The following is a 15,640-nucleotide window of genomic DNA, read 5'->3' as shown; positions in this document are numbered from 1 at the left end:
CGGGAGGAGATCTCATGGATTATCAGGGCAAGGTGGTCGCGATCACCGGCGGCGCGCGGGGTATCGGCCTCGCCATGGCGCAGGCTTTCCACGCGAAGGGCGCCAAGGTCGCGCTTGCGGACCTGGACGGGGCGGAAGAGGCGGCCAAGGCCTTTGGTGGTATCGGCATGAAGGTCGATGTCACCAAGGAGGCTGAAATTGGCGCCTTCCTCGACAAGGCCGAAGCTGAGCTGGGTCCGATTGCGGTCTACGTCTCGAATGCCGGCATCTTGCGTTCGGACGAGCCGAGCTGGGATGCCGCCGGTGCCGACGACAAGGCCTGGCACGACAGTTTCGAGGTCAATGTGATGGGCGCCGTGCGCGGGGCCCGGCAGGTCTGGCCGCGCATGAAGGCGCAGGGCGGGGGCATCTTTGTCCTGGTGGCTTCGGCGGCCGGCTTGCTGGCCCAGATCGGGGCGTCATCCTATACCGCCTCCAAACATGCCGCCGTGTCCTTTGCCGAGAGCCTGGCGATCGGGCATGGTGATGAAGGCCTGCAGGTTGTGTGCGTGTGTCCGCAGGCGGTGCGTACCGCGATGCTGGGTGACAGCGAAGATGGCGGCATTGCCGGCGCCGACGGTATCGTCGAGCCGTCCGATGTCGCCGCCGAAACGCTGGCGGCCATTGCCGAAAAGCGTTTCCTGGCGCTGCCGCATGCTTCGGTCGCCGGCTATGAAAAGGCCCGAGCCAATGAACGCGACCGCTGGGTTGGCGGAATGCGCAAGTTTCGCCGCATGTTGATGGGCGCTCGCGGGCGCCCGGTCTAGCAGACCGATACAAGAAGCATTCAAAACAGACACAACGGAAAAAAGATAAAGGGGAGAGACATGGATCTGGGTATGTCCGAGCGCGTCAAGCCGCTCATCGAGCAGGTTCGCGCCATGGTGCGTGATGTCGTCATGCCGGTCGAAGAGGAATACCACGCGGAGATCGGCAAGGCCGGCGACCGCTTTGCCTTCACCGACCGTCAGACCGAAATCCTGGAAAGCCTCAAGACCGAGGCGCGCAAACGTGGCCTGTGGAATTTCTGGCTGACCGGTTCCGATCGCGGCTATGGCCTGTCGACGGTCGAATACGCCTATCTGGCCGAGGAAATGGGCTGGTCCCAGCTGGCCGCCGAGACTTTCAACTGTTCGGCGCCGGACACCGGCAATATGGAAGTCATCGAGCGCTATGGTAACGCGGCCCAGAAGAAGAAATATCTCGAGCCGCTGCTCGAGGGCAAAATGCGTTCGGCCTATCTGATGACCGAGCCGGATGTCGCCTCCTCGGACGCCACCAATATTGCCTTCTCGGCCGTCGAGGATGGTGATGAATGGGTCCTCAATGGCGAGAAATACTGGGCCTCGGGCGCTGGCGATCCACGCTGCGCTGTCTATGTGCTGATGACCCGGACCGAGGGTGATGACGCGCCCCGTCATGGCCGCCACTCGCAATTCCTGATCGACAGCGATCTTCCGGGTATCGAGATCCTGCGCCCGATGACCGTGTTCGGTCATGACGATGCGCCGCACGGTCACATGCATATCCGTTTCACCAATGTGCGCGTGCCCAAGGAGTGCCTGATCCTGGGCCGCGGGCGTGGCTTCGAGATATCGCAGGGCCGGCTTGGACCGGGACGTATCCACCACTGCATGCGGGCCATCGGCCAGGCCGAGCGGGCACTGGAGCTGATGTGCCGTCGTTCGTTGACGCGGACCGCTTTCGGCAAGCCGCTGGCCAAGCTGGGTGCCAATTACGACATTATCGCCGAACGCCGCATGGCGATTGAACAGGCGCGCCTGCTCTGCCTCAAGGCTGCCTGGATGATGGATCAGGGCGATCCGCGCGCGGCTGCGCCGTGGATCTCGCAGATCAAGGTCGTTGCCCCGCGCGTGGCGCTGGAGACGGTCGATGAAGCGATGCAGATGCATGGCGGAACCGGCGTGTCGCAGGACACCCCGCTGGCCGCCATGTGGACCGGGCTTCGCACGCTGCGCTTCGCCGACGGGCCGGACGCGGTGCATCGCATGGTCATCGGTCGCAAGGAACTCAAGCCCTACGCCAATGAGGTCTGATCATGGCGCAGCGTAAACCCGCCCCACCGCGGGCTGTACTCGAACAAATCGCCCGGCAGGTTGCCGCCGCCGAGCCGGTGCTCAACATCGCCGAAACCGAAGTGCTCGGCGTGAAGCAGCCGGCTTATGTCAACGCACCGGCCGATCTGCGCTTTCTTCTCCTGAAGGCGATGGAGCATGGCGACAAGACTGCGGTGGTGTTTGAGGACCAGCGCTGGTCTTTCGCCGACCTGGCCGCGCGTTCGGTTGCCGTCGCCAACACGCTGATCGACCGTCATGGCGTCAAGCCGGGGACCCGTGTCGCCCTGGCCTTGCGCAATTGTCCCGAATGGATGGCGTGTTTCCTTGGTGTCCTCGCCGCCGGTGGTGTGATCGTGCCGATCAATGGCTGGTGGACCAGTGAGGAGATGGCCTTCGGTCTGGAGGATTGCGGTGCGAAAATCGTGATCGCCGGGGCCCGCCAGATAGAGCGCGTCCGGCCACACGCCGGACGGCTGGGCCTGACGCTGATTGCCGGGCGCGGTGAGATTGACGGGGTTGCCGATACGTTTGACGCCATGGTTGCGGCCGGCGCTGGCAAGGCGCCGCCTGAACTGGTGATCGACACCGACAGCGATTTCGCGATTTTCTACACATCGGGCTCGACCGGTAAGCCCAAGGGCGCCGTGCTGACCCACCGTGGTGCGGTGACCACCATCCTGTCCTTTGCCCTGCTGGGCGCGGCGCTGAAGCTCGCCAATGGCGATCAGGAATTCGTCGACGGCGATCCGGGCGTTCTGGTCTGTCTGCCGCTGTTTCATTGTACCGGGTCACACGCGGTCTTCATGCTGTCGTTGTTTTCCGGTCGCAAGATGGCGCTGATGCGCAAATGGGATGCCGGCGACGCCGTCGACATCATCCAGGCGGAAAAGCTGACCGACATGGTCGGCGTTCCCACCATGTCGCACGAACTGACCCTGGAGGCCGAGCGCCGCGGGGTTGTCCTGGAGACGCTCCAGTCAATGGGCACGGGCGGCGCCAAACGCCCCGAGGCCCATGTCGAGAAGATCAATGAGGTCTTCCCGCAAGCCTGGTCGTCGTCGGGCTATGGCCTGACCGAGACCAATGCGCTTGGCACTTATAACGGGCTGGGCGAATACCAGGCCAAGCCGGGCTCCTGCGGCGCGCCCCTGCCGGCCGTGACTTTCATCAAGACGGTCGACGAGGCCGGCAATGAGACCCCGACCGGTGAGCCGGGTGAAGTCTGGATCCAGTCTCCGGCGGTGTTCCGCGGCTATCTCAACCAGCCGGAAGCCACCGCCGATGTGCTGACCAAGGATCGCTGGTTCAAGACCGGCGATGTCGGGATCATCGACGAGGACGGTTTCCTGTTCATTGTCGACCGGATCAAGGACATGGTCCTGCGGGGCGGCGAGAATGTCAGCTGTCTGGAAGTTGAGGGCGCTCTGGCGCACCATCCCGACATCCTGGAAGCCGCCGTTATCGGTATTCCGGACGAACGTCTTGGCGAGCGGGTCGGTGCAGCTGTCCTCGCCCGCGACGGGGCGACCCTGACCGATGAGGACATCAAGACTTTTCTCAAACCTCACTTGGCGCCATTCAAGATTCCGGAGCGGTTCTGGCACATGGACGGACCGCTGCCACGCGGCGGGACCAGCAAGATCGACAAGCCGGGCCTGCGCAAAATGCTTTTGACCGAAGGGGAGGCAGGAAGATGACTGCTACCAAACCCAGTGACCTGGCCGCCCTGGTCGGGACCGAGATCGGTGTGTCGGACTGGACCGAGATCACCCAGGACCAGATCAACACATTCGCGGATGTGACCGACGACCACCAATTCATCCATATCGATCCGGAAAAGGCTGCCCAGACGCCTTTCGGTGGCACCATCGCCCACGGTTTCCTGACCCTGTCGATGCTGTCCTCGCTGGCTGGCGGCACGTCCCTGGTGCTCGACGGGATCGTGATGGGGATCAATTACGGCTTCGAGAAAGTCCGTTTCCTGACCCCGGTCCGCGCGGGCCGCAAAATCCGGGGGCGTTTCACCCTGGCCGAGGCGGTGGAACGCAATCCGGGCCAGTGGATGCTCAAATATGATGTGATCGTGGAGATCGACGGCGAGGACAAGCCGGCGCTGATGGCGCAATGGCTGACCCTGCAGATTGTCGGCTGAGTGGTCTTCAGCCACTCCCGACACAACGCAATCAAGGAATGACGACGATATGAGTGATATTCGTTTTGACGGCCGCGTGGCCATTGTCACCGGTTCCGGCCAGGGTCTTGGCCGCACCCATGCCCTGGCATTGGCCTCGCGTGGCGCCAAGCTGGTCATCAATGATCTGGGCGGCTCTCTCGACGGAACGGGCACGGGTTCGGCCGCCGAGGATGTCGCTGCGGAGATCCGTGACGCTGGCGGCGAGGCGATTTCGCATCGCGCCAATGTCACCAAGGCTGACGAAGTCGCCGACATGGTCGCCCAGGCGATGGACAAGTGGGGCCGGGTCGACATCCTGGTCAACAATGCCGGCATCCTGCGCGACAAGTCCTTTGCCAAGATGGAGCTGGATGATTTCCGGGCCGTGGTCGACGTCCATCTCAATGGTTCGGCGGTCTGCACCAAGGCCGTCTGGGACATCATGCGCGAGCAGGAATATGGCCGCATCGCCATGACCACCTCCTCGTCCGGCATGTATGGCAATTTCGGACAGTCCAATTACGGCGCCGCCAAGTTCGGCCTCGTCGGTCTGATGAATACGCTCCATCTGGAAGGCGCAAAGTACAATATCCGCGTCAATGCGCTGTCTCCGACGGCGGCAACGCGGATGACCGAAAACCTCCTGCCGCCCGCCGCGTTGGAGTTGATGACGCCGGAATCGGTGTCGACCGGTCTGGTCTTCCTGGTCAGCGATGAATGCCCCAGCCGCACCATCTTGTGTGCCGGTGCCGGTGGCTATGCCGTCACCAAGATCCATGAGACCGACGGCATCTTCCTGCCGCCCGAGCAGCAGACACCGGAGAATGTCGCCGCGCGCTTCGCCGATATCTGCGACGAGGCCGGCCAGAAAGAGCTGGGCGCTGGCGGCGAGCAGACCATCAAGTTTCTCACCAAGGCGGCGGCAAGTGCCGGCGTCAAGCTGGGCTGACCCCAAAACAGGAGAGGCCAAGGCCATGAAAGCACTTGTCTGCAAGGAATTCGGTCCCGAGGACCAGCTCGTCGTCGAGGATATCGACGCGCCGGCCATCCAGCCGGGCCATGTCCGCATTGACGTGAAGGCCGGGGGGCTGAATTTCCCCGACCTGCTGTGCGTTCGCGGGCAATACCAGTTCAAGCCGCCACTGCCCTTCGTGCCTGGCACGGAAGGCGCGGGAGTGATCTCGGAGCTGGGTGAGGGTGTCGAAGGCCTCGCCGTCGGCGACAAGGTGTTGTTCAACACGCCGGTCGGCGCCTTTGCCGAACAGGCTGTGGTGCCGGCGCCAGCCGTCACGCCAATCCCGGACTCGATGCCGTTTGATGCGGCGGCCGGCCTGACCATTGTTTACGGCACCTCCTATCACGCGCTCAAGCAGCGCGCCGAGATCAAGCCGGGCGAGACCCTGCTGGTCCTGGGTGCGGCCGGCGGTGTCGGCCTGGCCACGGTCGAACTGGGCAAGGCGATGGGCGCCAAGGTGATCGCGGCCGCCTCCAGCGACGAGAAGCTGGCGGTGTGCAAGAGCCACGGCGCCGACGAGCTGATCAATTACTCGACCGAGGACCTCAAGGCGCGGATCAAGGAGTTGACCGGTGGCAAGGGCGTCGACGTGATCTATGATCCGGTCGGCGGCGACTATGCCGAGACGGCCTTTCGCGGCATTGCCGCCGGCGGACGCCACCTGGTGATCGGCTTTGCCGCAGGCGAGATCCCCAAGCTGCCGCTCAACCTGCCGCTCCTGAAGATGGCCAGCGTGGTCGGTGTGTTCTGGGGGGCCTGGGCCGGGTCCGTACCCGGCGGCCACAAGCAGAACATGGACGAGCTGTTCGAGATGTTCGAAGCCGGCAAGATCAAGCCCCACGTCGCCGGAACCTACAGGCTCGAGGATTTCATTGAGGGCTTCAACGCCCTGTCCGGCCGCAAGGCAATCGGCAAGGTAATCCTGACGCCCTGATGGTGTTGAGGGATTGAAGCAAGAGCAACGGCGCGCCTTGGCAGGTGCGCCGTTCTCATTTCCGGACGGACAAAACAGGCGGAGCGCTTGACCCTCAGCCTGTCTGGCCCATCATCCTGTCAGTTGTTTTACCCGTTTCCGGGGAGGGAAGCATGAAGTTCGTGACCGCCGCATCCATGGCCATCCTGTTGGCCACACCGGCACTGGCCCAGCAACACGCGCCGCCGTCTGAAGTCCTCGCCGTCCACGATCATGTCGCGGCCGTTTCGGCCGACCGGATCGAAGCCGATATTCGCACCCTGGCCGAATTCGGGACCCGCCACACCCTGTCAGAGACCGAGAGCGACACCCGCGGTATTGGCGCCGCCCGGCGCTGGATATTCGACGAATTCGAACGCATTTCCGCCGAGTGCGGTGGCTGTCTGGAAGTCATGTATATCTCCGACACGATTTCCGGCACGGCGCGAATTCCTGACCCGGTAGAGGTGGTCTCGGTCGTGGCTATCCAGCGCGGCCGGATTGATCCGGACCGGTATGTGGTGATGTCAGGCGATATCGACAGCCGTGTGACCGACCCTCTGGATGGCACCTCCGACAGCCCAGGCGCCAATGACAATGCGTCCGGCATGGCCGGCGTGATCGAAGCGGCCCGCGTACTCAGCCAGCACCAGTTTGACGGGTCCATCATGTATGCAGGCCTGTCGGGCGAAGAGCAGGGCCTGTTTGGCGGTCAGATCGTGGCCGCTCACGCCATCGAGAATGGCTGGCGGATCAAGGGTGTGCTCAACAACGACATGATCGGCAATATCGCCGGTATCAATGGAGTCATCAACAATACCACCGCCCGTGTTTTCTCCGAGGGCACACGCGCGGTCGAGACGCCTGAGGAAGCGCGCACCCGACGCTTCACCGGTGGTGAGGTCGACAGCCCGTCGCGCAATCTGGCCCGTTTCGTCGACCGGACGGCGGACCAGTACATTCCCAATCTCGATGTGATGATGGTCTACCGGCTCGATCGTTTCGGGCGCGGCGGCCACCACCGCCCGTTCAATGCGGTCGGCTATCCCGGTGTCCGCATCATGGAGACCAATGAGCATTATGACCGCCAGCATCAGGATTTGCGGGTTGAGGATGGTCGTCCCTATGGCGACACGATTGATGGTGTGGACTTTGATCATGCCGCGCGTCTGACGGCCCTCAATGTCGCCGTCATGGCGCAGATGGCGGGCGCGCCGCCATTTCCCGCCAATGTCACGATTGAGGGCGCTGTGCGTCCCTCAACGACGTTAAGCTGGAATGCGGCTGAAGGTGATGCGGCCAGTAATCTGGCCGGCTACCGCGTCTATTGGCGCCTGACCGACCAGCCGCAATGGCAGTGGAGCCGCTTTGTCGGCATCACCGACACGTTCACGCTCGAGAATGTGGTGATCGACAACTATTATTTCGGTGTTTCAGCGGTCGCGCTGGACGGCTCGGAAACACCGGTTGTCTTCCCCGGCGCGGCCGGTTCATTCGGCAATTGATGCCGTCAACCAGGCGCCGTGACGGGCAGGCGCTGAGCCTGCCCGCCGATCCGGACTAGCCGCGCGAGACGATCGTATAGGTCACGGTCTCGCCGGTGGCGGCGTTCTGGCCGGTCCAGGTCGTACCGACTTCCTGGCTGTCGCCGAGCGGCGCGCAGCCGCTTTCGCCAGTGCTGCGCTGGACGCAGAGTTCGTCGCCGTTCACCCACCAGGTGCCGGAAATACCGACATTCGTGGTGTAGGTGCCATCGGCCTCGAAATAGGTGATGTAGCTGCCCGACGGCGAGCTCACTTCAAGCGCATTGGCGACAAGCGTGTCGACCGGTGAGGCCTGGAGCGCGACGGCAAGCAGGATTGAACTGATCAGCATGTTGGTCTTCCCCTGATTGGTGCGTGTTGTTGGCTGGGTTGGGTGGCGCTGAAAGCGCCCATTCGTGCACCGGGTATGAAGATAGAGGGGGATTTCCCGTCTCTCAACACATCTCTTCGCGAAATTCCCGTGACAGGTGATTTATTCGCAGAGGTCGGGGTGCTGCTGGCCTTGAGCTCCCGGGTGGCCGCAATGTCAGGCCAGTTCCGATAGCCGGGCGTGACGAGTCGGCCATGAAATCATCGGCCGGGTATGCCGGCGCTAGCGAGGTGCGGGATCGAACCGGCCAGCCGCTTCCAGTTGGATTGCAGGCAAGGGGGGCAAGGCGCATTCATGCGCCTGGGTAACGATATGCGGTTGCGCGTGTTCGTTGGCGGCGTCGGTGTTGACGATGTCAGCCTCTTCGTCCTCGAGGCAGATCGACCGATGGTCCGTCCCGGCGCCATCGCGCCCGTTTTCGCCATTGCGGTGGCCGTCCCAGAGGATATCCGGCAGGCGGCCGAGTGGTCCGGCGAGGACAAGCCTCAGGCCTTGCAGGTCGAGACCGTCGGGATTGTTGCCACCGTCATAGAAGGTATTGCCGTGAATGTGGATGGCTTCGGGATAGGGATCAAATCCATCCGGCGGGGAGGTCGCTGGCAAGCCGGTCGACTGGCGCGCCGTGATTATCATATTGGCGGTGCGATTGTCGGCGATGACATTGCCGAAGATCTCGACCTGGTCGCTGGCGCTCAGGACAATGCCGGAACCAGCGGGCAGTGCGGCGAGCGGGGATCGGGCAGGGGCGGGGTTGTCGACATTGTTGGCGAAGAGATGATTGTGGAATATCCGCGTCATCCGACCGACCTGCCCCTGTCCCGGCGTGCTCGATACGAGGATGCCGGCCGTGTTCCGGGTGGCCGCGTTGTCATGCAGGTCGGCGCCGATCGTGTTTTCGACCTGTATGCCGACAAGATTGGATTCGGTGCGGTTGCCGCGCACGACGACATTGCGCGACTGGCCGAGATGAAGGCCGGCCACGGCGGCTCCGATGGCAATACTGTCTTCGATGAGGATGTTGCTGGCCTCATCAAGCGCGATCCCGTGAGCGCCATTGTCGGCAGCCGGTCCCCCGGTCCACTCGACGCGGACGCCACGAATTCCGACGCCGTCGCTGCCAAGCACTGAAACACCGTCACCGACCGGGTCTTCAATCGCGAGGCTTTCAAGGGAGACACGGTTCGCGGTGATCCGCACGCCCTGCGATCCCATGACCTGATCCTGGAAGGACAGGATGGTGCGATCAGCGCCCTGACCGCGCAGGATGAGATTGTCGGCTGCGACGACAAGCGTCCGGTCAAAGGCGAACACGCCTTCCGGGATGTCGATGATGTCGCCGGGACTGGCCGCCGCGAGCCGCTCGACCAACTGGCCCGCATAGCGGCGGTCGGCGGTGGTCACATCACGCGTTTGTGGCGCGCCACAGGCTCCGACGGCCATGGCGCACAGTACGATGTGCAAGATCAGTGATTTCAGGGGGCGTCTGGCAGTCAAGTGTCCCTTCCTCCCGCGTGCAACGCTCAAGGTCACACGCGAGGGAAGTGGACAATTTTTGCCCTGATTCGCCAATCGCGAATGGGCCTGGGCGTAATCCGCCGTGTCAGCCAGCTTCGCGGATGGCGCGTCCATTCGGGTCGCGACCGGCAATATCGCGATGGCTGACCTGCTCGCCGCTCTGATTGGCGACGGCCATGGGAGCCAGCTGCTCGCCGGTACGGACGTCATAGACCTCCAGCGGAACTTCCTTCTCGCCATAAACCCACTTATCGCCCCATTGCTGCATCGCCATGAGGATCGGGAACAGCGCTTCACCGCGCTCGGTCAGGACATATTCCTGACGCTGGCCCCGGACACCGACTTCCTCGCGCACCATGATTCCGTTCTCGACAAGCTTGTTGAGACGGTCCGTCAGAATGTTTTTCGCGATACCCGTGCTCTCATGGAAATCACTGAAGCGCCGCGCGCCTTTCATGGCGTCGCGTACAATCAGCAGCGTCCACCAATCGCCCACTTGATTCAGCGTCTGCGCGATTGCGCACGACATTTCATCAAAACGTTTTCGACCCATTACGGTCCCCCAAACACCTGGTCACTGCCCGTGCGACCTGCTCGATAAACAAAAAAATGACCACAGCATCCTGCCCCCAAGGCGAGATATTGTCCCTGCGGTCATCGTGCGCCCCGTCCGGAAAACCGGAAATTGACGCGCACAATACAACCCTATCAGGATACAGGCTGTGATGATTTTGGCGACCCTTATGTTGACATGACAACTGGTTAGCGCCTGATTGGTCAGGCATTTCCGGTTTTCGTGAGTGTGACAAGTTATTGACAGGACATGCCTTTATGGACGCCAGCGCGATCGACCAATTGCAGGTAATAGTTGATGACCAATCGCGGTTGGGGATCGCCGCGATTCTCTTTGTGATGATGTTCTCGGTCGCGTTGACGCTGAGGCTGGAAGACTTCGCATTGATACGGCGCCAACCTGGTCGCGTGCTGGGTGGGGTCGCGGTCCAGCTGGTTGGCCTGCCCCTGCTGACCCTTGGCCTTATCCTCCTCTTGTCGCCGCCGGCCAGCATCGCCCTGGGCATGTTGATCGTGGCGAGCTGTCCGGGCGGGAATGTCTCCAACCTGCTGACCCGCGCGGCCGCCGGGAATACGGCCTACTCGGTCACCTTGACGGCCATTTCCAGCGTCTCTTCAGCGATCATGACCCCGCTTTCAATCCTGTTCTGGTCCGGGCTCTATGCGCCGGCCGGTGCGCTGGTCCGATCGCTGGACGTCGACCCTTTGCCCTTTTTTGCGCAGACGGCGGTTCTGCTCGCAGTTCCCCTGATCCTGGGCATGGCGCTCAATCAGTGGCGTCCAGCCCTGGCGGGTCGCCTGGCAGCGGTCCTCGGTCCCTTGGCGCTGGCCTGTATCGCGCTGCTGGTCGTCGTCGGCATCGTCCAGAACTGGGCCCTGATCCTTGCCACCGGTGCTATCATCATCCCCATCGTCGTTCTCCATAATGGGTCTGCCTTCGCGCTTGGCTGGCTGGGCGGGCGTGCCATGGGCATGGAAGCGGCCCGCCGCCGGGCCCTGACCTTTGAAGTCGGCATCCAGAATTCCGGGCTTGGCCTGGTCATCCTCCTGAGCCAGTTCGAAGGTGTCGGCGGTGCCGCGGCCATTATCGGCACCTGGAGCATCTGGCACCTGGTGGGTGGATCACTGGTTGCGGGGTTGTTCCGCTGGATGGATTCACGGACACTCCTCGCACACGCCAGAGAGCGTGACTCATAACGGGAGGCAGACATGTTTGATCTCAAGATTACGGGCGGTCAGATCCATGACGGCAGCGGCGCTGCGCCGGTTACCGCGGATATCGCCATCAAGGACGGGCGCATTGCCGCCATCGGCCAGGATCTGGGCGAGGCGGCCCGCACCATCGATGCGACCGGCAAGCTGGTCACACCGGGCTTTGTCGACATCCACACCCATTATGACGGCCAGGCGAGCTGGGACGGCATGCTGCGGCCCTCGATCGATCATGGTGTCACCACCGCGGTGATGGGCAATTGCGGCGTCGGGTTTGCACCGGTGCGCGAGGCCGATCACGACAAGCTGATCAAGCTGATGGAAGGCGTCGAGGACATTCCCGGCACCGCGCTTCATGAAGGCCTGACCTGGGACTGGGAAAGCTTCCCCGACTATCTCGACGCCCTGTCGAAAATCCCGCGCACCATCGATATCGCCGCCATGGTCCCGCACGATCCGCTGCGCGTCTATGTGATGGGCGACCGGGCTGTTCATTCCGAGCCGGCCAATGACGCCGACATCGCCGAAATGCGCCGCCTGACCCGCGAAGCGCTGGAAGCGGGCGCCGTCGGTTTCGCGACCGGGCGCTCGGATGTCCACAAGACCGCTGACGGCGAATGGACCCCGTCCTCGGAATCCACCCGCGAGGAGCTGACCGGTATCGCGAAGGCCTTCAACGGCCTCGACTTCGGCGTTGTGCAAGCCGTGTCCGACTTCAATCTGGAGCGCGGCGAGCAGGATTTCGACGATGAGTGGAGCATCATTGCCGACTACGCCAAGGCCTCCGGCCGACCCTTCTCATTCTCGCTCATGCAGCGCGATTTCGCGCCGGATCAGTGGCTCAAGCTGATCGAGCGCACGGAGACACTCAAAGACGAGGGCGTCGACGCCCGCATGCAGGTCGCCCCGCGCGCCATCGGCGTTTTCCTGGGTTTCAACTGCACCTTCCACCCCTTCATGGGCTATCCCAGCTACAAGACCATCGCCGACCTGCCGCTGGACGAGCGCGTGACGCGGATGAAGGACCCGGCCTTCAAGGCGCAGATCCTGTCCGAGACGACCGACAAGCTGTCGGGTCCGGGTTCGTCCGTGCCGCCTTTGGCCGACATGCTGATGGAGCATATTGAGTTCGTCGCCGAGAAATTCTTCCAGCTCGGCAATCCGCCCGACTATGAGCAGTCCGGCGAAAACTCCCTGGCGGCGCGGGCACGGTCGAAAGGCGTCTCGCTGATGGAGATGGTCTATGACACCCTGCTGGAGCGCGATGGTCACGAGCTGATCTATCTGCCGCTCTATAACTATACAGAGCTCAATTACGACAATGTGCTCAAGATGATGGAGCACCCGCAGGCGCTTTATGGCCTGTCCGATGGTGGCGCCCATGTCGGCACGGTCTGCGATGCCTCCATGCCGACCTACATGCTGACCCACTGGACCCGCGACCGCAAACGTGGCCGCAAGCTCGACCTGCCCCGCGTGGTCCGCATGCTGACCGGCGCCCAGGCCGACTATATGGGCATGACCGACCGCGGATATCTACGCGAGGGCCTGAAGGCCGATATCAACATCATCGATCTCGACCGCCTGCAGATGGAACCGCCCCACATGGAACGTGATCTGCCCGCCGGCGGTCAACGCCTGCTGCAAGGCGCGACCGGCTATGTCGCGACCATTGTCGCCGGTGAGGTGGTAATGGAAGAGGGCAAGCTCACCGGCGCCATGCCGGGCACGGTCTATCGGGCTGGGCAACAGGCTGTGGCGGCGGAGTAGGGAGACGTCTTGCCTGCCTCTCCCCGACCGGGGAGAGGTCCCGGCGCGCAAAGCGCGCAGGGGGTGAGGGGCGCGCCGCGGCGCGGCGCAAGAAAGAATCTCGATGGGCGCTGACGCGCCGCCCCTCATCGGCCCTGCGGGCCACTTCTCCCCGGCCGGGGAGAAGAAGCGCCGTCTCGGATCGTTAAAGACTCAGCGCTTGCGGGCCTTGCGGGCGGCGTAGCGCTCGTCGCGGGCGGCCTTTTTGGCGGCTTCTTCGGCCACAAGGGCGTCGGCAGCGGCTTTTTCGGCAGCGAGTTCGGCTGCGGCCTTCTCGGCGAGTTCAGCCTCCTTGCGGGCCTTTTCCTCGGCCTTCACGCGTTCGCGCTCAATGCGGCGCGCTTCGCGGGCCTTGTCGGCGGCTTCGCGTTCGGCGCGACGGGCGGCCAGCTGCGCCTCGTCAGGTTTCGGCGCATTCTTGAATTTTTCCAGAAGCTTCTTCTTGGCCTCGGCGGCATTCTTGTTGCGGTCGGCGAAGCTCGGATTTGCGTAGTTTTTCAAACTAAATCGGTCCCTGGTGAGGTTGAAGGCCGGGATGGCGCGCCGCAAGTCGCGGCGATTGGCCCTTATCTGCCCGTGCTGGGCTGGGAGCACAACCCCGAACAGGGTCATGTCCGATGAGCATGGCTGCAGCATGAGCCATTTTTACGCCCGACAGGCGGGGCGCGCCACGCCCTTACTCCATCGCCTCGGCAGCCCAATCGCGCACCTGCGCCATGGCGCGCCAATAAGGGAAGGGGCCGTGGCTGATGCGGGCGACACCGAGGGCAGCCAGTGTGGTGGTGTCTGGCATGCCCGGCTTGGTCATCAGATTGACCGGCAGGCTTGTCGCCTCGACCACGCGGCCGATCAGGTCGGGGGTGACCAGGCCCGGCACGAAGAAACCGGTGGCGCCGGCTTCGGCATAGGCTTGGCCGCGTTCGATCACGGCACCGATCAATGCAGGGTGTTGGCTGATATCGCCCTGACGCAGGACAAGGTCCGTACGGGCATTGACGAAGAGCGGAACGCCGGCTGCGTCGGCGGCAGCGCGTACGGCACGCAGGCGGGTAACCTGTTCTTCCAGCGGATAGATTGGGTAGAGATCACCCTCCGGCTGGCCGCCGATCAGCTGGTCCTCGAAATTAATGCCGACCGCGTCGGTCTCGAGGAGGCGGGCAACATTGGCGGATATTCGCTCGGGTTCGCGAGCAAAGCCGCTTTCAAAATCGACACTGAGCGGCAGGTCGCTGATTGCGGTAATGCGGGAGACGACGGCCAGCAATATGTCCAGTGGCAGGTGTTCCCCGTCGGGCCAGCCCTGCGCTTCGGCAACCGAATGACTTCCCGTGGCCAGGGCCTTGGCGCCTGCGCCGGCAACGGCCGCGGCACTGCCGGCATCCCAGATATTGTACAGGATGAGAGGGTCGCCGCGGCGGTGTAGGGCGGCAAAGGTCTTGGCTTTTTTGATCCGGGTCATCGCGGCATCTCCTTGCGTGGTTCGCATTGCAATGTGGATGCGTCGTGATGCTTGGCCACCCGCTTCTTGCGCCCGCTGCGACTCAGCACCGTCCGGGGGGCGTGTAGAGCGCCCGGTTTCACCATCCAAATCGGGAAAAGGTGAGATAGTATACTTTATTACCCTGAATTTCGTTCGCAAAATTACCTGCAACAGTATGAATTAAAACAGTTTAGTATTTCGCTTCTGCTCATGCCTGTATTGTGCAATTTTGTCTTAACCATAGTTTCAATCCGGGAAAGGAAGTTGAATTTCACAGCTCATGTCGCCAACCGGGTCGGACTCAGGGAGTGTTTTGATGGTCAAGATGTTGAAACGGATTTTGCTTCTCGAGGATATCGAAGCAAATGCCGATCTCATCAAATTTTCCCTGCAGGCGATTTCCGGCTTCGACGTGGCGCATGCTTCCAATGCTCGCCAGGCCGTCGAAATGTTCCGGACCGGCACCTACGACCTTTGCCTGTTCGATCATTTGATGCCGAAAATGACCGGCCTGGATGCCATGCGCGAAATCCGGGCAACGCCGGAGGGGGAACAGGTTCCCATTGTTTTTCTCACCGCACGCTCGGACACGGCCAACTGGAAGCAGTTGATGGCCAGCGGTGCGCAGGCTGTCATCGCGAAGCCCTTCGACATCATGTTGTTGGGAGCGCAACTCCTTGATGTTTTTCATGCCTGCCAGATTTGCGAAATCAACGGTGGCATCGACGCCGATAGTGGCCCGAGCTGGGCCGATACACCGACCCGATCAGCCCTGTCCCGGCGGTCGGCAGGCGCATACGGCAAATTCTAGGTCGGGCGCCGGTGATAGCCCTGCATCGGGCTGGATGAGGGTGCCGCTGGGCGGTGAAATATCATCCGG

General features: G+C 62.7%; 15 protein-coding genes. 10 read left to right on the top strand and 5 right to left on the bottom strand.

All coding sequences use genetic code 11. The annotated features are described in order from the left end of the window. Nucleotides 1-14 precede the first annotated feature (14 nt). The 7 genes from MMAR10_RS08565 to MMAR10_RS08535 all read left to right on the top strand — a co-directional run bounded on the left by MMAR10_RS08565 (nt 15) and on the right by MMAR10_RS08535 (nt 7,762). On the top strand, nt 15-806 hold the full coding sequence (locus tag MMAR10_RS08565; RefSeq protein ID WP_011643591.1) for an SDR family oxidoreductase: 792 nt from the start codon (nt 15-17) through the stop codon (nt 804-806). A 60-nt stretch (nt 807-866) separates the two neighbouring features. Next, nucleotides 867-2,096, top strand: a complete 1,230-nt coding sequence (locus MMAR10_RS08560; protein WP_011643590.1) for an acyl-CoA dehydrogenase family protein — start codon at nt 867-869, stop codon at nt 2,094-2,096. A gap of 2 nt (nt 2,097-2,098) precedes the next feature. Next, complete coding sequence (locus MMAR10_RS08555) at nt 2,099-3,814, top strand: class I adenylate-forming enzyme family protein (RefSeq protein WP_011643589.1); 1,716 nt, start codon at nt 2,099-2,101, stop codon at nt 3,812-3,814. Next, entirely contained in the window at nt 3,811-4,269 is a 459-nt protein-coding gene (locus MMAR10_RS08550; RefSeq protein ID WP_011643588.1) for a MaoC family dehydratase, read from the top strand. The genes MMAR10_RS08555 and MMAR10_RS08550 overlap by 4 nt, the downstream gene beginning before the upstream one ends. Nucleotides 4,270-4,318: 49 nt before the next feature. Then, the gene (locus MMAR10_RS08545) at nt 4,319-5,239 is read left to right on the top strand and encodes an SDR family NAD(P)-dependent oxidoreductase (protein ID WP_041636886.1); all 921 of its coding nucleotides are present in this window, start codon (nt 4,319-4,321) and stop codon (nt 5,237-5,239) included. Nucleotides 5,240-5,264: 25 nt separating this feature from the next. Continuing rightward, entirely contained in the window at nt 5,265-6,239 is a 975-nt protein-coding gene (locus MMAR10_RS08540; protein ID WP_011643586.1) for an NADPH:quinone oxidoreductase family protein, read from the top strand. Nucleotides 6,240-6,391: 152 nt separating this feature from the next. Next, nucleotides 6,392-7,762, top strand: a complete 1,371-nt coding sequence (locus tag MMAR10_RS08535) for a M28 family metallopeptidase (RefSeq protein WP_011643585.1) — start codon at nt 6,392-6,394, stop codon at nt 7,760-7,762. A 55-nt stretch (nt 7,763-7,817) separates the two neighbouring features. Here MMAR10_RS08535 and MMAR10_RS08530 read toward each other — a convergent pair whose 3' ends face one another. The 3 genes from MMAR10_RS08530 to MMAR10_RS08520 all read right to left on the bottom strand — a co-directional run bounded on the left by MMAR10_RS08530 (nt 7,818) and on the right by MMAR10_RS08520 (nt 10,239). Then, nucleotides 7,818-8,132, bottom strand: coding sequence for a hypothetical protein (locus MMAR10_RS08530; RefSeq protein ID WP_011643584.1), 315 nt, complete (start codon nt 8,130-8,132; stop codon nt 7,818-7,820). A gap of 261 nt (nt 8,133-8,393) precedes the next feature. Beyond that, nucleotides 8,394-9,665: a parallel beta-helix domain-containing protein gene (locus tag MMAR10_RS08525; RefSeq protein ID WP_011643583.1), complete on the bottom strand. Its 1,272-nt coding sequence runs from the start codon at nt 9,663-9,665 to the stop codon at nt 8,394-8,396. Between the two features lie 106 nt (nt 9,666-9,771). Beyond that, on the bottom strand, nt 9,772-10,239 hold the full coding sequence (locus tag MMAR10_RS08520; RefSeq protein ID WP_011643582.1) for a winged helix-turn-helix transcriptional regulator: 468 nt from the start codon (nt 10,237-10,239) through the stop codon (nt 9,772-9,774). A 278-nt stretch (nt 10,240-10,517) separates the two neighbouring features. Here MMAR10_RS08520 and MMAR10_RS08515 point away from each other — a divergent pair, with 278 nt between their 5' ends. Both MMAR10_RS08515 and MMAR10_RS08510 read left to right on the top strand, forming a co-directional pair. Next, nucleotides 10,518-11,456, top strand: a complete 939-nt coding sequence (locus MMAR10_RS08515) for a bile acid:sodium symporter family protein (protein WP_011643581.1) — start codon at nt 10,518-10,520, stop codon at nt 11,454-11,456. A gap of 12 nt (nt 11,457-11,468) precedes the next feature. Beyond that, on the top strand, nt 11,469-13,241 hold the full coding sequence (locus MMAR10_RS08510) for an N-acyl-D-amino-acid deacylase family protein (RefSeq protein WP_011643580.1): 1,773 nt from the start codon (nt 11,469-11,471) through the stop codon (nt 13,239-13,241). A 192-nt stretch (nt 13,242-13,433) separates the two neighbouring features. Here the strand turns inward: MMAR10_RS08510 and MMAR10_RS08505 are convergent, their stop codons facing one another. Further along, a complete protein-coding gene (locus tag MMAR10_RS08505; protein WP_041637457.1) occupies nt 13,434-13,781 on the bottom strand; it encodes a DUF6481 family protein in 348 nt (115 codons plus the stop codon). 175 nt (nt 13,782-13,956) lie between these two features. Further along, complete coding sequence (locus MMAR10_RS08500) at nt 13,957-14,739, bottom strand: isocitrate lyase/PEP mutase family protein (RefSeq protein WP_011643578.1); 783 nt, start codon at nt 14,737-14,739, stop codon at nt 13,957-13,959. Between the two features lie 337 nt (nt 14,740-15,076). Between MMAR10_RS08500 and MMAR10_RS08495 the strand changes: the two genes are divergently transcribed. Further along, nucleotides 15,077-15,571, top strand: coding sequence for a response regulator (locus tag MMAR10_RS08495; RefSeq protein ID WP_011643577.1), 495 nt, complete (start codon nt 15,077-15,079; stop codon nt 15,569-15,571). Nucleotides 15,572-15,640: the final 69 nt, after the last annotated feature.

Origin of the sequence: Maricaulis maris MCS10 (assembly GCF_000014745.1) — a bacterium.
In the GTDB taxonomy this organism is placed as follows: domain Bacteria; phylum Pseudomonadota; class Alphaproteobacteria; order Caulobacterales; family Maricaulaceae; genus Maricaulis; species Maricaulis maris_A.
This window is presented reverse-complemented; position numbering and strand designations above follow the sequence as displayed.